General features: G+C 60.7%; 16 protein-coding genes, 1 tRNA gene and 1 riboswitch. Of the genes, 13 read left to right on the top strand and 4 right to left on the bottom strand.

The window, feature by feature from the left end:
• The first annotated feature begins 85 nt into the window (after nucleotides 1–85).
• From BLS55_RS09830 to BLS55_RS09780, 11 genes are all read left to right on the top strand, one after another.
• Entirely contained in the window at nucleotides 86–598 is a 513-nt protein-coding gene (locus BLS55_RS09830) for an NUDIX domain-containing protein (RefSeq protein WP_092154750.1), read from the top strand.
• Nucleotides 598–2,472 (top strand): UbiD family decarboxylase, encoded by a 1,875-nt coding sequence (locus BLS55_RS09825; RefSeq protein WP_092154748.1) that lies wholly within the window; start codon nucleotides 598–600, stop codon nucleotides 2,470–2,472. Before BLS55_RS09830 ends, BLS55_RS09825 begins: the two co-directional genes overlap by 1 nt.
• Nucleotides 2,473–2,490: 18 nt before the next feature.
• Nucleotides 2,491–4,185: an NAD(+) synthase gene (gene nadE, locus BLS55_RS09820; RefSeq protein ID WP_092154746.1), complete on the top strand. Its 1,695-nt coding sequence runs from the start codon at nucleotides 2,491–2,493 to the stop codon at nucleotides 4,183–4,185.
• Between the two features lie 110 nt (nucleotides 4,186–4,295).
• Nucleotides 4,296–5,279 (top strand): class II fructose-bisphosphatase, encoded by a 984-nt coding sequence (glpX, locus tag BLS55_RS09815; protein ID WP_092154744.1) that lies wholly within the window; start codon nucleotides 4,296–4,298, stop codon nucleotides 5,277–5,279.
• Nucleotides 5,280–5,801: a serine/threonine protein phosphatase gene (locus BLS55_RS09810; RefSeq protein WP_257243207.1), complete on the top strand. Its 522-nt coding sequence runs from the start codon at nucleotides 5,280–5,282 to the stop codon at nucleotides 5,799–5,801. It begins immediately after the preceding gene.
• 415 nt (nucleotides 5,802–6,216) lie between these two features.
• Entirely contained in the window at nucleotides 6,217–6,477 is a 261-nt protein-coding gene (locus tag BLS55_RS12405) for a helix-turn-helix domain-containing protein (RefSeq protein WP_092154742.1), read from the top strand.
• Nucleotides 6,474–8,831, top strand: a complete 2,358-nt coding sequence (gene hsdR / locus BLS55_RS09800) for an EcoAI/FtnUII family type I restriction enzme subunit R (RefSeq protein WP_092154740.1) — start codon at nucleotides 6,474–6,476, stop codon at nucleotides 8,829–8,831. Before BLS55_RS12405 ends, hsdR begins: the two co-directional genes overlap by 4 nt.
• A 16-nt stretch (nucleotides 8,832–8,847) precedes the next feature.
• A complete protein-coding gene (locus BLS55_RS09795) occupies nucleotides 8,848–10,311 on the top strand; it encodes a type I restriction-modification system subunit M (RefSeq protein ID WP_092154738.1) in 1,464 nt (487 codons plus the stop codon).
• The gene (locus tag BLS55_RS09790) at nucleotides 10,311–11,984 is read left to right on the top strand and encodes a restriction endonuclease subunit S (protein WP_092154736.1); all 1,674 of its coding nucleotides are present in this window, start codon (nucleotides 10,311–10,313) and stop codon (nucleotides 11,982–11,984) included. The genes BLS55_RS09795 and BLS55_RS09790 overlap by 1 nt, the downstream gene beginning before the upstream one ends.
• The gene (locus BLS55_RS09785; RefSeq protein ID WP_092154733.1) at nucleotides 11,977–12,750 is read left to right on the top strand and encodes an ImmA/IrrE family metallo-endopeptidase; all 774 of its coding nucleotides are present in this window, start codon (nucleotides 11,977–11,979) and stop codon (nucleotides 12,748–12,750) included. Before BLS55_RS09790 ends, BLS55_RS09785 begins: the two co-directional genes overlap by 8 nt.
• 23 nt (nucleotides 12,751–12,773) lie before the next feature.
• Complete coding sequence (locus tag BLS55_RS09780) at nucleotides 12,774–13,838, top strand: virulence RhuM family protein (protein WP_218970743.1); 1,065 nt, start codon at nucleotides 12,774–12,776, stop codon at nucleotides 13,836–13,838.
• 236 nt (nucleotides 13,839–14,074) lie between these two features.
• On the opposite strand, the gene BLS55_RS09775 is transcribed toward BLS55_RS09780, so the two are convergent.
• From BLS55_RS09775 to BLS55_RS09760, 4 genes are all read right to left on the bottom strand, one after another.
• Nucleotides 14,075–14,150: transfer RNA gene (locus tag BLS55_RS09775), tRNA-Asn, on the bottom strand.
• Nucleotides 14,151–14,274: 124 nt separating this feature from the next.
• On the bottom strand, nucleotides 14,275–14,826 hold the full coding sequence (locus BLS55_RS09770; RefSeq protein ID WP_257243209.1) for an epoxyqueuosine reductase QueH: 552 nt from the start codon (nucleotides 14,824–14,826) through the stop codon (nucleotides 14,275–14,277).
• A 116-nt stretch (nucleotides 14,827–14,942) separates the two neighbouring features.
• Nucleotides 14,943–17,606 (bottom strand): Rne/Rng family ribonuclease, encoded by a 2,664-nt coding sequence (locus tag BLS55_RS09765; RefSeq protein ID WP_092154728.1) that lies wholly within the window; start codon nucleotides 17,604–17,606, stop codon nucleotides 14,943–14,945.
• Between the two features lie 210 nt (nucleotides 17,607–17,816).
• Nucleotides 17,817–18,503 (bottom strand): metallophosphoesterase family protein, encoded by a 687-nt coding sequence (locus BLS55_RS09760; protein WP_092154726.1) that lies wholly within the window; start codon nucleotides 18,501–18,503, stop codon nucleotides 17,817–17,819.
• 90 nt (nucleotides 18,504–18,593) lie between these two features.
• On the opposite strand from BLS55_RS09760, the gene BLS55_RS09755 reads away from it, so the two are divergent.
• Entirely contained in the window at nucleotides 18,594–19,259 is a 666-nt protein-coding gene (locus BLS55_RS09755; protein WP_092154724.1) for a 5-formyltetrahydrofolate cyclo-ligase, read from the top strand.
• Nucleotides 19,247–20,041 (top strand): purine nucleoside phosphorylase YfiH/LACC1 family protein, encoded by a 795-nt coding sequence (locus BLS55_RS09750; protein ID WP_092154722.1) that lies wholly within the window; start codon nucleotides 19,247–19,249, stop codon nucleotides 20,039–20,041. Before BLS55_RS09755 ends, BLS55_RS09750 begins: the two co-directional genes overlap by 13 nt.
• A 74-nt stretch (nucleotides 20,042–20,115) precedes the next feature.
• A riboswitch (cobalamin riboswitch) is annotated at nucleotides 20,116–20,296 on the top strand.
• Nucleotides 20,297–20,328 lie beyond the last annotated feature (32 nt).

The raw sequence follows: 20,328 nt of genomic DNA, 5'->3' as shown, positions 1-20,328 counted from the left end.
CCTTGCGGCGCGGCGCAGCCTGGCATACTATGCCCGCAAGCGTTTATCCCGGATATTTCCGCAGGAAAACGCCACGGAGAAAGCCATGCAACGCCAAATCCGCTGCCCGCACTGCGGCAAAGCCTCTACCGTCTACCGCAACCCCACGCCCACCACGGATGTGGTCATCTACACGCCGGAACGCGGCGTGGTCGTCATCCGCCGGGACAACCCGCCCCTGGGCTACGCCCTGCCGGGCGGCTTCATTGAAGAAGGCGAATCCGCCGAAGCCGCCGCCCTGCGCGAGGCTTGGGAGGAAACCGGCCTTGAAGTGGAACTCACCGGCCTGCTGGGCGTCTATTCCCGGCCGGACCGCGACCCCCGTCAGCACACCCTGAGCGTGGTCTTCACGGGCCGCCCCCTGCACCCCGAAACGCTCCGGGCCGGAGACGACGCCGCCCAGGCCGCCTTCTACCCCCTGAACGCCCTGCCCACGCCCCTGGCCTTTGACCACGCGGACATCCTGGCCGACTTTCGCCAGGCCCTGGCCGGCAAACGCGGCCTGGCCGGGCTGCAGCCCCCCGTGCCCCTGACGCCCGCGCCCGGCGGGGAGGCCTGATGACCGGCTGGCGCACCCTGCGGGAATGCCTGACGGACCTGGAAGCCCATGGTCAGCTCGTGCGCGTGGACGCGCCGGTGGATCCGTATCTGGAGCTGGCCGCCATCCAGCGCCGGGCCTTCCGGGCCAAGGCTCCGGCCCTGCTCTTTACCCGCGTGAAGGGCACGTCCTTCCCCGTGCTCACCAATCTGTTCGGCACGCGGGAGCGGCTCTGCCACATTTTCCGTCACAGCCTGCCCACGGCGCGCGCCCTGCTGCAGGCCGCCGCCGACCCCGCCGCCGCCCTCCGCCGGCCCTGGAGCTTTTTCGCCGCGCTGCCGGGCCTGCCGCGCCTTCTGCCCCGCGTGAAGCGAGCAGGCCCACAACCAGCCAGAACCGCGCCAGTGCTGGAATGCCGTTGCGCGCTCGGCGATTTGCCGCAGATCACGGCCTGGCCTGGCGACGGCGGCCCCTTCATCACTCTGCCCCTGGTCTACAGCGAGGATCCGGACACTCCCGGCCCCCAGGCCGCCAACCTGGGCATGTACCGCGTGCAGCTGGCGGGCAACGACTACGCCCCGAACGAAGTGGGCCTGCACTACCAGATCCATCGGGGGCTGGGCGTGCACCACGCCCACGCCCTGGCCAGGGGCCTGGCCCTGCCCGTGCACGTCTATGTGGGCGGCCCCCCCGGCCTCACCGTGGCGGCGGTCATGCCCCTGCCCGAAGGCCTCTCGGAGCTGCGCTTCGCCGGTCTGCTGGACGGACGGCGCTGCGCCCTTGCCCGCACGCCAGAGCTGCCCCTGCCCGTGCTTGCCCAGGCGGATTTCTGCCTCAGCGGGCACATCCTGCCCGGCCTCAAACCCGAAGGCCCCTTTGGCGACCATGTGGGCTACTACAGCCTGACCCACGATTTTCCGGTACTGCAGGTGGAGGCCGTTTTCCACCGCAAGGACGCCGTCTGGCCCTGCACGGCCGTAGGCCGCCCGCCGCAGGAGGATACGGTCTTCGGCGATTTTATCCACGAGCTCACCGGGCCGCTGGTGCCGCGCGTCTTCCACGGGGTGCGCGAGGTGCACGCCGTGGACGCCGCCGGGGTCCATCCCCTGCTGCTGGCCCTGGGCAGCGAACGCTACACGCCCTATGAGGCCGCCCGCCGCCCGCGCGAGCTGCTCACCGCCGCCCTGCACCTGCTGGGAACCACACAGACCGCCCTGGCCAAATACGTGCTGCTGGCCGCGCACGAGGACGCCCCCGGCCTTTCGGCCCGCGACGTGCCCGCGTTTTTGCGCCATATTCTGGAGCGCACGGACTTTGCCCGCGATCTGCACTTCCTTACCCGCAGCACGGGCGATACCCTGGACTACACGGGAACAGACCTGCACGAAGGCTCCAAGCTCATCTGGGCCGCGGCGGGCCCGGCCCGGCGGCGGCTGGGCACGGAGCTGAGCGGCCCGGCGGCGGACCTGCCAACCCTGCCCCAGGGCTTCGGCCCCGTACGCGTGGCCGGCCCCGGCCTGCTTGTGGTGGGCGGCCCGCGCCATACCCTGGAGCGCAACCGCCAGGATCCGCGTATGGAAGAGCTGGCGCGCGCCCTGGCGGCCTGGCCGGGGCGGGAGGCCTTTCCCCTGCTGACCGTGGCGGACGACGCGGACTTCTGCGCCGCCGACCTGGATAATTTTCTCTGGGTGACCTTCACCCGCTCGGACCCGGCGGCGGACGTGTACGGCGTCCGCGCCGCCACACGGGCCAAGCACTGGTCCTGTGAAGCGCCCCTCCTGGTGGACGCCCGCCAAAAGCCCTTCCACGCCCCCCCCCTGGAAGAGGATCCGGCCGTCGTCCGCAAGGTGGAAGCTCTGGCCGCCCCTGGCGGCCCTTTGCACAATCTTCTTTAACATTGGGGGAACAGCGCCATGAAAATCGCCCTCTTGCAGTGCAACAGCGTCACCGGCGACGTGGCCGGCAACACGAAACACATCCTTGAGGTCGCCCGCCAGGCGGCCGCAGCCGGGGCCGAACTGTGCGTCACGCCGGAACTGGCCCTCTGCGGCGTGGCCCCAGGGCACTACCTTTGCGCCGAAGACTTTGCCGGGGGCTGCCGCCGGGCTCTGGATCAGCTGGCCGCGGCCCTGGCCCAGGGCCCTGCCCTGCTGGTAGGCGCGCCCGTGCCCAGCGTGTACGCCTCAGGCCTGTTGTCCAACGCGGCCGTGCTGGTGCACAAAGGCGGCTGGCAGGTGGTCTCGCGCAAGGTCTACCAGAACCTGGGCCAGAATCAGGGCCAGGCCCCCGGTGCGGCCCCCTCCCAGGACGAGGACGCCCGCTACTTTGACCGGGGCATCTCCTGCGGCATTGTGACACTTGGCGGCTGGCGGCTGGGCGTGGTGCTCTGCGAAGACGCCCTCAACGAAGAGAGCGCCTTCTGGAAAACCCGCTACGCCAGCGGGCACAATCCGCTCATGGAGCTGGTGCAGCGCGGGGTGGACGCCATCGTCCACATGGCCGCCTCGCCCTTCTGCGTGGGCGCGCAGGAAGCGGGCGAACACATGCTCTCCCATGTGGCGGCCCGGCACCATGTGCATTTGTTTTCCGTAAACCTGGCGGGCGGCAACGACAGCCGGATCTACAACGGCCAGAGCCTGGCCTTTGACCCCACGGGCCAGCTCCTGGCGCGGGGCAAGGCCTTCGCCGAAGACGTGCTGGTGGTGGATACCGCCGCCAACCAGAACGGCAAGGCCCCCGAACCTCTCTGCGCCAGCGAAGAGGAAGCCTGCTGGCGCGCCCTGGTGCTGGGCACAGGCGACTTTGTGCGCAAGTGCGGCCTCTCGCGGGCCATCGTGGCCATTTCCGGCGGCATGGATTCGGCCCTGGTCTGCAGCGTGGCCGTAGAAGCCCTGGGCGCGGAAAACGTCACCGGCGTCCTGCTGCCTTCCCCCCACAGCAGCGCGGGCAGCGTCAAGGACGCCGCAGCCCTGGCCGCCAACCTGGGCATCGCCACCGTCGCCATACCCATCGGTCCCCTCATGGACGCCTTTGCCGCTGCCCTCAAGCCCGGCCTGGACCTCTTCCCTGAGCTGCCCGGCGATGTCACCTTTGAGAACGTTCAGGCCCGCATCCGGGGCACGCTCATCACTTCCCTGGCCAACCGCGCCCAGGCCCTGGTGCTCAATACGGGCAACAAAAGCGAAGGGGCCATGGGCTACTGCACCCTGTACGGCGATTCCGTGGGCGCGCTGGCCGTTATCGGCGACCTGACCAAAACCCAGGTCTACGCTGTGGGCCGCTGGTACAACGCCCACCGCGGCAAGGAGATCATCCCGGAGGACATCTTCACCAAAGCGCCCTCGGCGGAACTGCGCCCAGGCCAGAAGGATTCGGACAGCCTCCTGCCTTACGAAGAACTGGACCCCATCCTGGAAGACCTGCTGCTGCCCTCCGCCCCAGGCTCGGCGCAGCTCACGCCCCAGCGCATGGAGGTGCGGCGCAAGCTCTTTGCTGCGGAATTCAAACGCCGCCAGGAGCCCCTGGCCCTGCACCTGAGCCGCGTGCCCTTCGGCGCGGCCTGGCAGACGCCCGTGGCGGGCCGCTACCGCCTGCCCGAAACCAAATGACGCTGAACCGTAAACCTCCCGCGGCGCAGGCGCGCAGGATTCCCCTTGAAGCGCGCCCCGCCCTGGGGTAAGAGCTAAGTGTTTTATAACGACGTTGCCTGGAGGACAGCATGGCGGAAGCACCGGAAAAAAATCTGGCCCTGGATATTGTGCGCATTACCGAGGCGGCGGCCCTGGCTTCGGCCCGCTGGCTCGGCAGGGGAGACAAAGAGGCCGGCGACGGCGCCGCCGTGGACGCCATGCGGGTGAGCTTCTCCACCCTCAACATTGACGGCCTGGTGGTCATCGGCGAAGGCGAAAAAGACCACGCTCCCATGCTCTTTAACGGCGAAAAAGTGGGCAAGGGCACGGGCCCCAGCCTGGACGTGGCCGTGGACCCCGTGGAAGGCACCAACCTGCTGGCCTATGGCCGGCCCAACGCCATCTCCGTGGTGGGCGTGGCCCCGCGCGGCAGCATGTTCAACCCCGGCCCCAGCTATTACATGCAAAAACTGGTGGTGCCCCGCGAGGCCCGCGACGTGGTGGACCTGGACGCCCCGGTGAAGGAGAACCTCTCCCGCGTGGCCAAGGCCCTGGACAAAAGCGTGCAGGATCTGGTGGTTTTTGTGCTGGACAAACCCCGGCACGAAAAACTCATTAACGAAATCCGCGCGGCCGGAGCCCGCATTCAGCTCCAGACCGACGGCGACGTGGCCGGAGCCCTCATGGCCGTGGACCCGCGCTCTGAAGTGGACATCATGATGGGCACGGGCGGCACGCCCGAAGGCGTGCTCTCCGCCTGCGCCATCAAGGGCATGGGCGGCCAGCTGCTGGCCCGGCTCGATCCCCAGTCCTATGTGGAAAAAGAGGCCATCACCGAGGCGGGCATCGACGTGCGCGAAGTGCTCACTGTCCATGACCTGGTGCGCAGCGACGACTGTTTCTTTGCGGCCACGGGCATTTCAGGCGGCGACTTTCTGCGCGGCGTGCGCTACAGCCCCCGGCACGCCGTGACCCACTCGCTGGTGCTGCGCGGCAAAACCGGCACCCTGCGGTATGTGGAATCCTACCACAATCTGGACCGCCTCACCAAATTCAGCGCGGTTCGGTACTGAATGAACATAAACGCACTTTCCCACCCCGTACTGGGGCTTGCGGCGGGGGTCTGGCTTGCGATCTGCGGCCTGCCCCTGCCGCAGGGCGACCTCGCCTTTGCCGCAGCCGCCGCGCCGAGCAAAAAAAGCGCACCACAGAAGGCTGCCCTTTCGGTCTACGAAAAACAGCCGCCGGTTACAGAAAAAGAGCTGCTGCGCTTTCTGGACCTGCTGCCGCAATTCCGGGCCTGGGCCCGGGCCGGCAATGAAGAGGCCCACCCCATCCTGCGCAACAACAAGGCGGATTTTCTGTATTCGCCGCAGGCAGCCGCCTGGGTGCAGGAAAAGGGCTGGAATCCCGTGCGCTTTTTCTGCGTCATGGGGCGCATGGCCGCAGCCCTGGCCATTGTGGAAGAGGGCAATGAAATGGGGGCCCGCTCCCGCGACATGCCCGACGTTGCCGAGGAGGAGCTGGCCCTGGCCCGCAAACACCTGGGCAGCATCCTCAAGGCAGGCAGCAGCGTGCCGCCCATCAGCCGCTGAAACACCCCCACCCCCCGGCCAGGCCGGGGGTTTTCCATATCCAGAAGGCCCCGCCGCCCAATACAACGGGAACTGCGGCCGCAGCGCATACGCAGCGGGGCATGGTCACCCGCTACAGGTGTGCGAAAAATTCTGGATACTACCGCTCCTTGATACCTTCCATCTGTAGCCTTCCTTGTTGATTGGGTGGTTGTGATGAACCAAAGCCTAACCAACTTGGCGGGCTACTTCCATTTTTAACTGTGCAAAATACAGTACGTTATCACGCCCTGCCCCACGTCAATGAATATTGCTTCCCCGGCAGGAGAGGGGGTAATCTGCTTGCAGCATTGCCAGAAGCGGCCATTTACCCTATAGGTCATTTTGTGACCCATAGGGCAGGGGCAGATAAAATGCAACAAGCTATAGGTTGGAGATGAAAAATCATCCCCCGCCATTTGGCCCTGTCCTGCGTCGGTTCAGGCAAGCGAAAAACTTGTCCCAAGAGGGGATCGCGGCTCTTTTGGATGTTTCTCCATCCTACGTCAGCCGCATGGAGAGCGATTTGAAAAAACCGAGCCTGGAGATGATTTTTCGATTAGCCGGTGTGCTGGACGTCATGCCACATGAGCTTGTTAGAGCTATGGAGGGCAATGATACCCCGGCGCGGAATTCCCATGAAGGAGTCCCCAGGTGAGCAAAAACCAACTGACGGAGCAGGAAATACGAACACAGTTCATTACGCCTGCCATACAGAACGCAGAATGGACTCCCTCCCAAATCCGCGAGGAATACGCCATCACCAATGGCCGCATTGTTGCCCGTGGCGGCACCTTCAAGCGAGAGAAAGCCAAGTTCGCCGACTATGTTTTATTCTACAAACCGCACATTCCTTTGGCGGTCATTGAGGCCAAAGACAATAATCACTCCACTGGAGACGGCATGCAGCAGGCGCTTGATTATGCGCAACGCCTGATGGTGCCGTTTGTTTTCACATCCAACGGCGACAGCTTTATTTTCCACAATCGAATTGCCACGGATAAAACCAAGGAAACCATTCTCCCGCTTGATAAATTCCCTGCTCCAGAAGAACTCTGGCAGCTTTATAAGCACAATCAGTCAATCAGCCCGGAGCAGGAAATGGTCATCTCGCAGCCGTATTATGCCGAGCGGGGAGACAAAACGCCTCGATACTACCAGCGCAACGCCATTAACCTCTCGGTAGACGCCATTGCATGCGGGCAAAATCGTATTTTGCTCGTAATGGCCACAGGCACAGGTAAAACATATACCGCCTTTCAAATTATCTGGCGGCTTTGGAAGGCGAGCGTGAAAAAACGCATTCTCTTCCTTGCCGACAGAAACGCCTTGATTGACCAAACGTATGTGAACGATTTCGCGCCGTTCAAAGACAAGATGACCATCGTCCGACAACGCAAAATCGACAAGTCCTATGAAATCTATCTGGCCCTTTACCAAGGCCTGACCGGAGAAGGCGATAAAAGTGTCTTCAAGCAGTTCAGCCCCGGTTTTTTTGACCTCATCGTGGTTGATGAATGCCATAGGGGCAGCGCCAAGGCGGACAGCGAGTGGCGTGAAGTGCTGGAGTATTTTTCAGCCGCCACGCAAATCGGTCTGACCGCCACTCCCAAAGAAGACAAAACCGTCTCCAATATCGATTATTTCGGCGGCCCCATTTATACCTACTCTCTGAAGCAGGGAATCGAGGACGGCTTTCTCGCCCCATATCGGGTTATCCGCGTTCTTCTGGATAAAGATGCCGAAGGCTTCCGCCCGTATGACGGACAACTCGACAGCGAGGGCAACGAAATTCCCGACAGAGAATACAATTCCAGAGATTATGACCGCGAGCTCGTCCTGGAAAAGCGCACCAAACTGGTCGCCCAGGTCGTCTCCAACTATCTCCGCTCACATAATGGTAGGTACGACAAAACCATTTTTTTCTGTGTGGACACCGAACACGCGGACAGAATGCGCCAAGCGCTCATCAATGAAAACAGCGACCTTGTGAACGAGGATGAACGGTACGTCATGCGCATCACCGGCGATGACGACATCGGCAAAAAGCAGTTGGACAACTTCCGGAATGTTTCAAGCCGCTATCCGGTGCTTGTCACCACCTCAAAGCTGCTGACTACCGGCATTGACGTGCAGATGGTCAAGAATATCGTCCTTGATGCGACCATCAACAGCATGACGGAGTTCAAGCAAATCATCGGGCGTGGCACGCGAGTGCGCGAAGACCTGGGCAAGATGTTTTTCACCATTTTTGATTTCCGCGACGCCACACGCCTATTTGCCGATCCCGACTTTGACGGCCCCAGCGAGCAGGATGAGGCTTTCACGCCCGGCCCCAATGGAGAACTTCCCCCTGATCTGGACGGCCCGGACGCTGCTCCTGATGTTGATGCAGAAACGCCGCCACCGGATTTCCCCGAACCGGGCGATAAACCGAAGCCCGAGCGCCGCAAGAAGTATTATGTTCACGATGTTGAGGTAACTGTCCTCAAACAGCGCGTTCAGTATATCGACAAGGACGGCAAGCTGATCACGGAATCCCTTACGGATTACACCCGTCGCAACATACTCAGCCAGTATACGACCTTGAGTGACTTCCTTGCCGCCTGGAATAACGCCACACGCAAGCAGGCCATTCTGGACGAGTTGGCTGGTCAGGGCATTCTCATTGAGGAGCTACAGGAGCAGATCGGGCTGGAATTCGACCCATTTGATCTGCTTTGCCACATAGCGTATGACCAGCCCCCACTCACGCGCCGAGAACGGGCGAACAACGTGAAAAAGAAGAATTATTTCGCCAAGTACGGCGAACAGGCAGCAGCGGTGCTGAACGCCCTTCTGGAAAAATACGCGGATTCCGGCATCTCCAGCCTGGAAAATCTGGATATCCTCAAGGTCACACCCATAAACGAATTCGGCAAGCCCATCCAAATTGTGAACAGCATTTTTAAGGGCAAAGACAATTTCATGACCGCGCTGCACGAACTGGCGCAAGAATTATACGCGGCATAGCATATAGGGAGAGAGCATGGCAGCTTCCAATACTACCAAAGCATTGAAAGATATTATGCGCATAGACGCCGGAATTAACGGCGATGCGCAGTACATCGAGCAAATCACCTGGATGCTCTTTCTCAAAGCCTTTGATTATAAAGAACAGGAATGGGAAATCACGGAGGATGACTACTATCCGGTTATTCCCCAAGAATATCGCTGGAGCACCTGGGCCGACGATGCCGAAGGTATCACCGGCGATGAACTTCTGGAGTTCATAGGCCGTATGTTTTCCGCCCTGCGGGAACTCGACACCAGCGAAGACTCCAAAAAAAGAAAATGGCTTATCCGTTCCGTCATGGAAGGCGTCAACAACTTCATGAAGTCCGGCACGGAGTTGCGTAAGGTCATTAACAAAATCAATGCAGACATCAATTTTGACGAGGTAAAAGGCACACACCTTTTCAACGGCCTTTACGAAGGCATGCTCAAAGATTTGCAAAGCGCCGGAAAATCCGGCGAGTTCTATACCCCTCGTCCCGTCACCCGTTTTATTGTCAAGCATGTGGCCCCCAAGCTGGGGGAAAGCGTTCTGGATCCGGCCTGCGGCACGGGCGGCTTTTTAACCAGCGTTGTGGACAGTTTTACGGTAGATTCCGCCGAAGACTACGCCACCTTGCAAAAAACAATTCGTGGCATTGAAAAAAAACCTTTCCCTTACCTCCTTTGCATGACCAACCTGATCGCGCACGGCATCGACGTGCCGGATATCCGTCACGACAACACGCTTAGAACGCCAATATGGGATTATCAACTCAAAGACAAGGTTGACGTCATTGTCACCAACCCGCCCTTTGGCGGCGCGGAAAATAAGGCCATCTCGCAGTCAGTATCAGCGGAGCTGCGCAACACAGAAACCGCAGACCTCTTTCTGGTGCATATTATGACCCTGCTGAAAGACGGCGGACGTTGCGGCCTGGTTCTGCCGGATGGTTTCCTGTTCGGCACTGGCGTTAAATCCGCCATCAAGAAAAAGCTTTTGGAAACGTGCGACCTGCACACCATCGTCCGTCTGCCCAAAAGTGTTTTTGCGCCCTATACCCCCATTAACACCAATCTGCTGTTCTTCACCAAGGGTCGCCCGACCAAGGGCGTCTGGTTTTACAGGCTGGAAATGCCCGAAGGCTACAAGCATTTTTCCAAAACCAAATCCATGCAGGATAGCCACTTTGCTCCAGTGGAAAATTGGTGGGGTAAGCTGGAAGGCGGCGTATGGAAGGGGCGCTCGGAAAGTGATGTTTCCCGCTATGTTCCTGTGGAAGATATCATTGCCGGTGAATACAATCTGGACTTGTGCGGCTTTCCGCATGAAACCGTTGAAATTTTACCCCCGGAAGAATTCATCGCCAAGTATCTGAACGAAAAAGCTGCTATTTCCGCCCAAATCGAAAATATCCTTGGCCGAATTACCACCGCCATGAACCAGGAAGGCGTGTAATGAAAGCTGCTCAACTTCGCCAGGCTATTTTACAGGCGGCGGTACAAGGCAAGCTTGTACTGCAAAATCCACAGGATGAACCTGCGTCTGAGCTGCTGAAACGCATTCAAACGGAAAAATCTCACCGCATTAAAAACGGTAAGATCAAAAAAGAAAAACCGTTGCCTTCTATTTCCGAAGAGGAAAAACCCTATGATCCGCCTGAGGGTTGGGAGTGGTGCAGACTCAGTAATATATGTGAATATATACAGCGTGGGCGTTCTCCAAAATATTCTGAAATTGAACAAATTCCAGTTTTATCACAAAAATGTGTGCAATGGGGAAGTGTCTCATTAGAAAAAGCAAAATTTATTGAGCCAGGTTCTTTAGGCTTATATGGTGAAGAGCGATATGTTAAAAATGGAGATCTGCTTTGGAATTCTACAGGACATGGAACTTTGGGTAGGATTGCACTTGTTGAAAATATTTATATAAAATACCAAGTTGTTGTTGCAGATTCTCATGTAACTTTAATTCGTATGCTTCATAACTTTATCAATGCAAAATATATCTTGACATGGTTCTCAAGTCCTTGTGTTCAAAATGAGATTATTGAAAAATCTAGTGGCAGCACAAATCAGATAGAACTCGCTACATCAACTATCAAAAATTATTGTGTGCCTCTCCCCCCTTTGGCAGAGCAACAGCGCATTGTCGCAAAAGTCGATGAACTCATGACTCTCTGCGACGAGCTTGAAGCCGCCGAAAAAGAGTTTGATTCTCTGGAAGCAAACCTGGCCGAGTACCTGCCCAAGTCCATCCTCCAAGCGGCGATGCAAGGCAAGCTCGTTCCCCAGAATATCCACGATGAACCAGCATCTGAGTTGCTGAAGCGCATTCAAGCGGGAAAATTCCGACTCACCAAGAGCGGCAAACTCAAAAAAGAAAAACCGTTGCCTCCTATTTCCGAAGAGGAAAAACCCTACGATTTACCACCTAGCTGGGAGTGGTGCAGAATAGGAGATATCTGCTCTATTAACCCCAGAAATAAATTACAGGATGACGCTCAGGTGTCCTTTGTTCCAATGACCCTTATCTCAAATGACTACTTTGGTGGACACCAGCAGGAAACACGGAAATGGGGTGAGGTAAAACAAGGGTTTACGCATTTTGCAGAAGATGATGTCGTTCTTGCAAAAATAACACCCTGCTTTCAAAACGCTAAATCCTGCATTGTTAAAAATCTGAAAAATGGATTTGGCGCGGGAACAACAGAGCTGCATGTTTTGCGTAGTCTTGGGATACTTCCAGGCTATTTACTTGCTTTTCTGAAAAACCCTGAATTTCTCAGCGATGGCGAGAAAAATATGACCGGCACCGCAGGCCAACAGCGTGTGCCGACAGATTACCTTAAAAATACGCTTTTTCCGCTTCCTCCATTTGTCGAGCAACAGCGCATTGTTGCAAAAATTGATGAGTTGATGGCGCTGTGCGACCAGCTTAAAAATATCGATCCTGCCAGTGTATTGCCACAGGTTGATAGGCAAAAGCTCCTGTCGTCCGTAGTAATGCCCGAACCCGTCGAGGCAGAAGAACAATACGCTATGGCGGCCCGTGGTGATGTTTCCGCTATCGAAACAGAAGAACACCGACAGGCGATGCAAGACCTGTTTGGAGACGGAGCGGATGGCTAACCCTGCGGCCAAAGCGCGGTGGGTTCTAGAAACCAAAGAGGTGACCGGAGTCCCTGCTTTAGCTCTGCACGGCATAGCCAAACAGGAAGGCATCCGCTACCTGTACCGCCCGTTGCCCAACGACCCGAAATTGAGCGGAGAGCTGATTTATAAAAACGAGCAAAAAGGAATTTTGATCAATACCCACATTAATAGCCCCCGGCGGCATACGTTCACGTTTGCTCACGAGCTTGGTCACTATTTTCTGGAGCATAGGCCCGAATATGTGCGGGACGGCGTCACCGGCTTCTGGTGCTCTATTGAGGACGTGACATACGGAAAACGGCAAAAAGAGCAAGAAGCCAACGCCTTTGCCGTGGAACTGCTCATGCCGGAAAGCCAGTTCCGCCCTTCAATGGCTGGCGCTCCCTTTGACTTCACACTTATACGCACCTTAGCTCGTGAGTATCAGGTATCGAAACAAGCCTGTGGGTATCGTATCCTTGAACTCACGCAAACGTCTTGCGCCATCCTTCATTCTGACCATGGTCGAATCACCATGCAAAGGACTTCCCGCGCTGCGCGAGGGGCTTTACGCCAGTTGACGCATATCCCGCAAGGCACGGCAGCCCACGCCGCCATCCAGCAACAATGTGGGCAAGCTGATTTCACAGAATGCGATCCGGCAAAATGGTTGGCGCGATACACGTCGCTCACACGACTCTCCGAATGCACACGCGGTAAATTTGAGAATGGCGTGGCAATGACGCTGTTACGCTGGTCTTGATAATATTCAACAAGGAATTCAATGTGCCTAACCTCCCCCAACAAAGTCAATTTTTGATTTACCAGACCGAAGACGGTCGGGTAAAAATCGACGTCAGGTTTGAGGATGAATCCGTCTGGTTAACTCAGCAGATGATGGCGGACTTGTTTCAAACCTCTAAACAAAATGTAAGCCACCACATTAAAAGTATTTTTGATGAGGGAGAGCTTTCCCCGGAAGCAACTGTCAAAAAATATTTGACAGTTCAACAGGAGGGTGCGCGGCAGGTTCAGCGTCAGTTGGAATACTATAGCCTCGACATGATCATCTCTGTTGGCTACCGCGTAAAGAGTCACGTTGCCACCCGCTTTCGCATCTGGGCCACGCAGCAGCTTCGGGAGTTTATCACCAAAGGCTTTGTGCTGGATGACGAGCGTCTGAAAAACCCCGATCAACCTTTTGATTATTTTGAAGAACTGCTTCGGCGCATACAGGATATCCGCACGTCCGAACGGCGCTTCTATCAAAAAATCACCGATATTTACGCCACCAGTGTGGATTATGACCCCACCACGGAAGAAAGCATCACTTTCTTTAAAACCGTCCAGAACAAGCTGCATTGGGCCGTGACCGGCATGACGGCGGCGGAACTCATTCATAGCCGAGCGGACAGCACCAAACCGTACATGGGCCTAACTACATGGCGTGGTGCCAAAGTCCGCAAGCAGGATGTCGGCATCGCCAAGAACTATCTCAGCGAGGAAGAACTCTTGGCGCTCAACAATCTGGTGGAGCAATACCTGCTCTTTGCCGAAAGGCAGGCTCGTTTGCGCAACCCGATGGCCATGACTGACTGGATAGCCAAGCTGGACGCCTTCCTTACGCTCAACGAGGGCAACATTCTCACTCACGCCGGGAGAATTTCGCACGATCTGGCCATTGCCCATGCGGAACAGGAATATGATAAGTTTCATAAGCAGCGACAGCTTGAAGTCGGGAAAAAGGAAAGTGATTTTGATAAGGCCATAAAAGCGTTGACTGACGGGAAGAATGAAGCAGGTAGTCCTGTTGTCCAGCCTCGTCCCAAAAAAAATTTTAAGAAATTTTGATTTTTGGGAGGATTACCCAGCAACGTCCAGCAAGTTTTCAGCACAAAAACTTTTTGCGGGCGGAGAGGTGTCCGACGCCCCCTGTCAATTTTTTGACTACGAGGGGCGCAAGCGCCTTCCGGTGCCGTGGGGGCAACCCCGGAAGACGGGACCCCGATTTTCGTTCTGGTGTTACCCCGGTGTTACCCCGACAGAAAAAGCCCTCACAGCGATTAGCTGTAAGGGCTTGAATTTTATGGCTCCCCGAGACGGACTTGAACCGCCAACCTAGTGATTAACAGTCACCCGCTCTGCCAATTGAGCTATCGGGGATCGTTGCAGCGAAAGAATTAGTACGGAAAAAGCCGGGCAACGTCAAGGGAAAATTGCAGGAAATTTTGTTTCCCCACCCACTGGCGGCCTGTGCGGGAGAAGGTCTCTCCTGGCTCGACTGATGTTATCGCTCCGCGCAAAGGCGGGCCAGGCGCTTGCCGTAGCGTTCAGCCTCGCTGTAGATGCAGCCGCAATAGGGCTGGCGGTAAAGTTCCATTTCTTTGGAGCGGTCAATGCCCTCCTGCCAGTCCTCGCGAAAGTCGCGGTAGACGAATCCCGGCCCTCCGGCGGCCCCCAGGCGCTCGCCGGCGGCCTTGATGGCCGCGTGCGGCTGGTAGCGCGAATAGAGCAGGCTGCTGCTCACCCAGGCGCAGCCCAGCTCCCTGGCGGCGGCAAAGGCCGCTTCCAGACGGCTGGCGCAACACCAGGCGCAGCGCTCCGGCGGGGCGTCCCTTCCGGCCACGGCCCGCAGCCAAGCCGTCACGTTCCAGGCCGCGTCCGCATAGATTATGGGCACGCCCAGCCTGGCGGCGCATTCTCCGGCGGCCTCGCGGCGGCGCAGGTATTCCGTCAGCGGGTGGATATTGGGATTCATGAACCAGGCCGTGACGGCATAGCCCTCGTCCCGCAGGCGCAGCAGAGGCATGACGGCGCACGGCCCACAGCAGACGTGCAGCAGCAGCCGGTTTTCCCGCGTTGCAGCGGTTTGCGGCTCCCCCCCGCCGACAGCGGCGGCTCCGGGCCCGTCAGGAGCGCCAAAACCGCCGCCCGCGGAAGATGTGCCGGGCGCGCTTAGGGGCGCACCAGTATTTCCAGACATTTGCCGAAATCCTGCTCCAGTTCGCGCAGGGCGTCGCGCTTGTGGTTCAGCAGATACAGAGCCAGCTCGGCCGGGGCTGTGTAAACGCATTTGTCCTTGTTTTCGGCGCGCAGCAGCCGCCGCAAATCGCCCAGGGCCTGCAGGGCCTGCCACTCCAGGTTACGGCGCTGGCCGGTACCGCCGCAGGCCGGGCAAGGCTCCATAGTGATGGAAAGGGCCGAGGAGCCTGTGCGCTGGCGCACCAGCTCCAGCAGGCCGAAGGAGCTCATGCGCCCCACGTCGTGCCGGGCGCGGTCGTTCTTCATGGCCGCGCGCAGGGTTTTTTCCACTTCCAGCACATGCTTTTTCTCGCGCATTTCAATGAAGTCGATGACCACCTGGCCGCCGATGTCGCGCAGCCTGAGGTGCCGGGCAATGGTCTCGGCCGCCTCCATGTTGGTCTTGTGGGCCATGGCCTCAAAATTGCCCTTGCCGGAAATTTTGCCCGAATTGATGTCAATGGCCATGAGGGCCTCGGTCTGGTCAAACACCAGCCGGCCCCCCGAAGGCAGCTGCACCTCGCGGGTGTAGATCTGGTCCAGTTGCCGCCGCAGGTTAAAGCGGTCCCACATGGGCGTGCGCACGTCCGCATAGAGGTGCACCAGATCCTTCTTGCGGGGAAAGAGCAGGCTCACGGTTTCCCGAATGCTCTGGGCCACTTCCTCGCTATCCACCCAGATTTCGCCCACGTCGTCGGTAAGGTAGTCGCGCACGGCGCGTTCGGAAAGGCCCGGCTCCTGGTAGACCAGGGACGGGGCCGTGACCTCTGTGCCTTTTTTGCGGATGTCGCGCCAGACGCGCTTCAGATATTGCAGGTCGTTGCGCAGGGTGGTCTTGGTGGTGCCAGCGCTCACCGTACGCACAATGACGCCCAGGTTCTGGCCGGGGTCAATGCCGTTCATGAGCTCGCGCAGGCGGGCGCGCTCGTCGTCGTCCTCTACCTTGCGCGAGATGCCGATCTGCTCCTGCCCCGGCGTCAGCACCAGAAAACGCCCGGCCAATGAAATCCAGGTGGTCAGAAACGCGCCTTTGCTGCCCGTGGGTTCCTTGACCACCTGCACCAACACTTCCTGCCCGGCCTTGAGCACCTTCTGGATGGGCGGAAACTTCTTGCCCTTGGCCGGTTCGTGGTGGCTCAGCCAGTATTCGGGATGCACCTCATCGATCTGCAGAAAGCCGTTCTTGCCCGTGCCGTAGCTGACGAAGGCGGCCTGCAGGTTGGTATCGATATTGTGGATGACCCCTTTGTAAATGTTGCCCTTGATTTTGCGCTGGTGCAGCATGTCCAGGTAGTATTCCAGCACCTGGCCGTTCTCGGCCAGGGCCACCTCCACCTGTTCGCCGGGCAGCACGCTGATGAACATGCGGCGCTTGTTCTGGGCCGCACCGCGCCCGGTGGCGGGCCGGGCCGTGGCCTGGACGGCGGCCGTGGCCTGGACGGCGGCCGTGGCCCCGCTTGCGGGGGTATCGCTTTCGGCGGGTTCCTCCGGCTCCTGGGCGTTGTCAGCGGCAGCCGCCGCGCCGTTCTCCTGACCATTCTGTTCTTTTTTGCGGTTGCGGCCGCGGCCGCCGCGCCGCCCACGCCGATTCTTGCGCCGGGGGGCTTCGGCGGCGTTTTCCCCTTCCGCCTCCGGGGCGGCTTCCGCAGCGGCGCCTTCGCCGCCGGCTGCCGTGGGGATTATGGTCGGGCCCTCCACCGCGGGCACGGCCGCGGCAACCCGCACAGCGGGCGCGGCCGCAGGCGCGGCTTCCGTCAAGGCAGGCGTCGGCGCGGCAGAGGCAAGCGCAGGCTGCGCCGGACGCGCGGCAATTTCCTTCCGCTCAAGGCCGGGCAACGGGGCTGCGCCGGGCTCCGGAGCCGTCGTCGCGGCAGACGCGGCGGGCTGTGCCGCAGCGGGGCCGGACCGCCGGGAGGATTGCTCCCCGGACTTGCCCATGGACTGCGCCGCGGATTGTGCGGCTTCCGGCGTCGCCGTGGCGACTGCGGGCGCGGCGGCGCGGGATTTGCGGCCTGCTGCGCTGCGACCGGAGGTTTTGCCGGCTGACGCGCTGCGGCTTCGGCCGGAAGTTTTGGCGGAAGTCTGGCCGGAGGTTTTGGCGGATGCGGTTGCCTTGGGTGCTGCGGGATTTTCCTCCGCAACGGGCGCTTCCGGCGTCAGGGCCGCAGCGCTGGTGGCCGCCTCCCCTGCCGCTGCGGCCGGGGCTTTTTTACGGCTTGCGGCTGCACGCGTTGTGCGGCGCTTCTTGGGGGCATCTTCCCCGGTTGCGGAGGGCAGCGCGGCTGCGGGATGTTTGGACGCAGCATCGGGGGATGCAGCAATTGGGGAAGCGGAAGTTTCGGGCGGCGCGGCTGCGGCGGCCGCCTCAGGCGCAGCGCTTTTTTTAGCGCCGGAGCGTTTGCGGGGAGCGGGTTTGGGGCTTGCGGCGGCCTTGCCGTCCGAGGGGGGCGCAGCCGCGGCGGAAGGCGCAACGTCGGCCTGGGCGGATTTTGTTGTTCTGCTGCGGGGGGCGGCGCGTCGACGGGGCTTGGGGGTTTCCTTATCCATTGTGTCCGAGGCTGCCGGTGCGGCCACGGGGGTGTCCTGATCTGCGGTCATGAATATCCTTTTTATGTACGGCGGCAGGAGCCGCCGCAAGAAATTTGGGCGGCATGCCGTAACGAGGCCGGTGCAGCGCCGGATGGCGCGCAGGTGCGGCTGGCATGCCCGTACTTCTTGCAGAGTACGTTTTTTTGAAAATTATGCAAGCGGCCCGTCCGGACGCACTGCCGTGACGGGCCGCAAAAAAGGCTCTCACCCCCAAAAAAATCAGCTTTCCAGCAACTTGAGCTCCGCCGAAAGCTGCCCGGCGTTGGAGCGCAGCAGCACATAGCCCCCCAGTGAAAGCGGGCCGGGATTGACCACCAGGGTGCGGCCCACGCGGTCCATAGCCCTGGCCTCGTGAATGTGCCCGCAGAGACAGATCTCCGGCTGGGCTTCCTCCAGAAATTCGCGCACGGCCGTGGAACCCACGTGCGCGCCGCCGGGGATGACGTCGCAGGCCGTGTCCTTAGGGGGATTGTGCGACACCAGCACGGTATGGGCGTAGGTCCGCGCTTTCTGCCAGCAGGCGTCCAGCCAGGCGGCAAAGGCCGATTCCGGAAATTCGCTGGGCGTGCCGAAGGGCGTAAACGTAGACGCCCCCACGCCGAAAATGGCCGTCTCCGGCGTGAGCGCGCGGGTCATGGCGTGGAGGTTCCAGCCCATTTCGCTCAGCCACTGGTCCACCTCAGGCCGGTCCATATTGCCGATCTGCGCCCAGACCGTCGTATTGTGGGCGCGCAGCACGTTCATGACCTGCTCGGCCTGTTTCACGCCGCCGGTAATGGTAAGATCCCCGGTCACAATAATGCCGTCGGCCTGAGGCAGTTCCGGAATTTCGGCAATGCGGGCGGGTTCGTCGTGGATATCGCCCACGGCGACCCAAAGATAATCCTGGGAGTCGGCGCTTGGCATGGCGGTGCTTCCTTTGTTACAGTGCAGCGGCCGCAATCGGCCGCAGTATGTGTAGGTTACCACAGCTCCTCAGCCAAGAAAAGGCCCGCCATGCCCCCTTCCCCGCCTCCGCCGCCCGCCTCTCCGGCCTCCGGCCCCGCCTCCGAGCCGACCCCCAGGCAGGGCACGGCCACCGCCAAGGCCGCGCTGCGGCAGCAGTATGCCGCCCTGCGCCGCGGCCTTGCGCCGCAAGAGTTTCAGGAATACGGCCGGGCCGCGCAGTTGCGCCTCCTGGCCTCGGCCCTCTGGGAAGACGCCCGCTCCGTGGCCCTGTATGTGGGCGTAAAAAACGAGGCCCCCACAGATCTACTGCTGGAAGCGGCCTGGACCGCGGGCCGCACCCTCTGGCTGCCGCGCGTGCGGCCCGACGCGCCAGGATACATGGATTTTGTCGTCTGCCCAGAACCGGCGGCCCTGCGCCCTGGCCCCTTTGGCCTACGCGAGCCGGATCCGGCCCTGCCCGGCCTGGGGCCAGACGCCCTGGGCACGGCCTTTGCCCCGGACCTCATCGTCCTGCCCGGCCTGGCCTTTGACCGCCGGGGCGGCCGCCTGGGCTACGGCGGCGGCTATTACGACCGTTTTCTGCGCCGCCGCCCGGCCTGTCCTCTCCTGGGCCTGTGCTTCTCCTTCCAGGTGGCCGACGCCCTGCCCCTGGACCCCTGGGACCAAAGGGCAAACTACCTCTGCACGGAACGAGGCTTGCTGTGTCTACTGTAAACTGCATCTTTTTCCATTTCCCCGGGCTCCCCAACGTGGGCTGCGCCTTTCAGACCCGCAGCCTGCCCGCCCCCGCCGACCCCCTGACCGCCGACGCCGACCCTCTGGCCGGGGGCAACATCTCCCACAGCGTGGGAGCCGACCCCGATGGCACGGTCCGCAGCCGCCGCGCCCTGACGGAGCTGCTGCGCCCCCAGGGGGCCGCCGCCTGGGCCGAGCTGCACCAGGTGCACGGCAACGCGCTCCATTTTGATCCGCCCGCCGTTCCCTTTGCGGCAGCCCCCGCCCTGACCGACGCCGACCTGCCTGAAGGCGACGGCCTGGCCACGGACCGCCCCGGCCTGGCCCTCTGCATCAAAACCGCAGACTGCCAGCCCATCCTCCTGGCCCACCAGAGCGGCCGCCATATCGCCGCCCTGCACGCAGGCTGGCGCGGCAACCGCTGCGCCTTCCCCGCCGACGGCGCGCGCCGCTTCTGCGAGCACTACGGCCTCGACCCCCGCGAAGTCCTGGCCGTGCGCGGCCCCAGCCTGGGGCCGGACAACGCCCAGTTCGTCAACTTTGACCAGGAATGGGGCCCGGACTACGCCCCCTGGCTCGATGCGGCAAACCACACTATGGATCTCTGGAGCCTCACCCGCAGACAACTGAAGGACGCCGGGCTCCTCCCCCGCCACATCTTCGGGCTTGACCTCTGCACCATGACCAATCCGCAGTTCTTCTCCTACCGCCGCCAGCGACGCTGCGGCCGCCAGGCCAGTCTGATCTGGATAAAAGCCTGATTGGCGCGGGTAAAGCAAGGGGGAAGAAGGGGGAACGCAGCGCCCCCGGCATTGACACCGCCCCGCCCCGCGCCTACAGTGACGGCGGTTACGGTAGCCGGGCTTCGCTCGGCTTGAAAAGGGAATCCCGTGCAAAGCGGGAGCGGACCCGCCGCCGTAAGGCCCATACGCCGCGCTTCTTCATGTGCCACTGGCAACGGGAAGGCCGAAGCGCGGGGGCCAAGCCGGAAGACCTGCCGTAGCCCAGGCCGTGCGTCACGGCCTGGCGGACGGCGCTGGCCGTCGCG

It is taken from the genome of Desulfovibrio legallii, from assembly GCF_900102485.1.
Lineage (GTDB): Bacteria > Desulfobacterota > Desulfovibrionia > Desulfovibrionales > Desulfovibrionaceae > Desulfovibrio > Desulfovibrio legallii_A.
The sequence above is the reverse complement of the archived record's forward strand: the minus strand, read 5'-3'. Positions and strand labels throughout refer to the sequence as shown.

Bases quoted from the DNA above. Each gene is read 5' to 3' on its own strand.
- BLS55_RS09830 (WP_092154750.1), top strand. From the start codon at position 86: ATGCAACGCCAAATCCGCTGCCCGCACTGCGGCAAAGCCTCTACCGTC.
- BLS55_RS09825 (WP_092154748.1), top strand. From the start codon at position 598: ATGACCGGCTGGCGCACCCTGCGGGAATGCCTGACGGACCTGGAAGCC.
- nadE (WP_092154746.1), top strand. From the start codon at position 2,491: ATGAAAATCGCCCTCTTGCAGTGCAACAGCGTCACCGGCGACGTGGCC.
- glpX (WP_092154744.1), top strand. From the start codon at position 4,296: ATGGCGGAAGCACCGGAAAAAAATCTGGCCCTGGATATTGTGCGCATT.
- BLS55_RS09810 (WP_257243207.1), top strand. From the start codon at position 5,280: ATGAACATAAACGCACTTTCCCACCCCGTACTGGGGCTTGCGGCGGGG.
- BLS55_RS12405 (WP_092154742.1), top strand. From the start codon at position 6,217: ATGAAAAATCATCCCCCGCCATTTGGCCCTGTCCTGCGTCGGTTCAGG.
- BLS55_RS09795 (WP_092154738.1), top strand. From the start codon at position 8,848: ATGGCAGCTTCCAATACTACCAAAGCATTGAAAGATATTATGCGCATA.
- BLS55_RS09790 (WP_092154736.1), top strand. From the start codon at position 10,311: ATGAAAGCTGCTCAACTTCGCCAGGCTATTTTACAGGCGGCGGTACAA.
- BLS55_RS09785 (WP_092154733.1), top strand. From the start codon at position 11,977: ATGGCTAACCCTGCGGCCAAAGCGCGGTGGGTTCTAGAAACCAAAGAG.
- BLS55_RS09765 (WP_092154728.1), bottom strand. From the start codon at position 17,606: ATGACCGCAGATCAGGACACCCCCGTGGCCGCACCGGCAGCCTCGGAC.
- BLS55_RS09760 (WP_092154726.1), bottom strand. From the start codon at position 18,503: ATGCCAAGCGCCGACTCCCAGGATTATCTTTGGGTCGCCGTGGGCGAT.
- BLS55_RS09755 (WP_092154724.1), top strand. From the start codon at position 18,594: ATGCCCCCTTCCCCGCCTCCGCCGCCCGCCTCTCCGGCCTCCGGCCCC.